This window comes from Paenibacillus sp. NPDC055715 (assembly GCF_053617595.1).
Window position 1 is genome coordinate 1 of sequence record NZ_JBSHGA010000035.1, and the last position, 1,752, is coordinate 1,752.

Below are 1,752 nucleotides of genomic sequence, written 5' to 3' on the forward strand. Positions count from 1 at the left end.
TTCGCCCGCTCGTTCAGCTCCGCATACGTCAGCCGGTCGTTCTCGTACACGACGGCCGCCGCTTCCGGCGTACGCTCCGCCTGTTCCTCGAACAGCCGGTGGAACGCCGACGCAGGAGCCGCTTCCGGTTGCGCCGGGTTGAACGCGCCGAGAATTTGTTCTTTTTCCTCTGCCGTCAGCAAGTTCAGCTCGGCGATCTTCGCATCCGGACGGCTTACGATCGTTATGAGCAGTTGCTCGTAATGTTTCGCCAGCCGTTCAATCGTCTCCCTTTTGTAGAGAGCCGTCGCATATTCGAAGCTGTAATCCAAGCCGCCGTTCTCCTCGCCCACATCCAAGCTGATATCAAACTTCGCGGTATCCAGTGCGCTCGGATAAGGAATCAGGCGAAGCCCTTCCAGCTCAAATTCCTCGTCCTCCGTATTCTGCATCGTAAACAGCGTATCGAAGAGCGGATTGCGGCTTAAATCACGGGTGACTTGCACCTTGTCCACCAATTCTTCGAACGGATAGTTTTGATGCTCGAAGGCGTGGAGGGTCGTTTCTTTGACTTCGTTCAGGTATGTCAGGAATGTCTTCTCCGAAGCCGGATAACTGCGGATAGCCAGCGTGTTTAAGAAAATCCCAATCAACGGCTGCACATCTCCATGATTCCTTCCGGCAATCGGCGTACCGACGATCACGTCTTCCTGACCTGAATATTTATGCAGAAGGACGTTATACGCCGCAAGCAGCACCATAAACAGCGTCGTGCCCGTTTCCGAGGCCAACTGCTTCAGGCCGTCGGTTTTCGAAGCGTCGAAGAAAAACTCCAGCGTTTGGCCTTTGTAGCTCTGCACGGCCGGACGCGGATAGTCGGTCGGCATTTCCAGCACCGGAAGCTCATCTTGGAACATGTCCAGCCAGTACGCCTCCTGACGTTGAAGCCGTTCCTTCTGCTCCTGCGAATGCTGCCAAACGGTGTAGTCTTTGTACTGAATGCGCAGAGGCTCCAATTGCTCGCCGCCGTACAAGCGGACGAATTCCTCAACAAAGATTTCCATCGAGACACCGTCGGAAATAATATGATGCATGTCGTACATTAGAATATGTCGTTCTGGAGCCAGCTCGACAAGGCCTACCCTCAGCAGCGGAGGCTTCGCCAAGTCAAACGGACGGACGAAACGGCGAACCGTCTCTTCGACCTCTTGCTCATCCGCTTGATAGAACTCCACGGCAAAATTCACGTCCTGGTAAAAACGCTGCGATGCTTCACCATCCACCATTTCGAACCCGGTGCGCAGCATTTCATGCCGCGCCACGAGCTTACGGAACGTTTCTTCGAACCTTGCCCGGTCCAAAGCACCCTCCAGCAGCATCGCTTCCGGCATGTTGTAGCTAAGTTCCGCGCCTTCCAGTTGATTCAGGATAAAGAGACGTTTTTGAGCAAAAGATTGCGGGTACACCTCTCGGTCATCCGCCACCGGAATGGAAACGAATGTCTGCTCATCCAGTTGGGAAATGACGGCCGCCATGCTCTCGATCATGGAATGGCGGAACACGTCGCGCAGCGGCAGATCCACGTTCAACTCTTTATGAATCTTGCTGACCAGCGTCGTCGCCCGCAGGGAGTGGCCGCCGATGTCGAAGAAGTTGTCGTGAACGCCAATCTCCTTCGCAAGCCCCAGCACCTCCTGCCAAATCGCCACCAGCTTCGTTTCCAGCTCATTTCGCGGTGCGACGTACTCCGTTCCGCTTCCCGCTTCCCCTTCC

The 1,752-nt window shown here is 55.1% G+C and carries 1 protein-coding gene; it reads right to left on the reverse strand.

Features of this window, described 5'->3' with window-relative positions; translation table 11 throughout:
- Positions 1-1,752: condensation domain-containing protein (locus ACWGOO_RS22300; RefSeq protein ID WP_452486940.1), on the reverse strand; the 1,752-nt coding region annotated here is incomplete at both ends.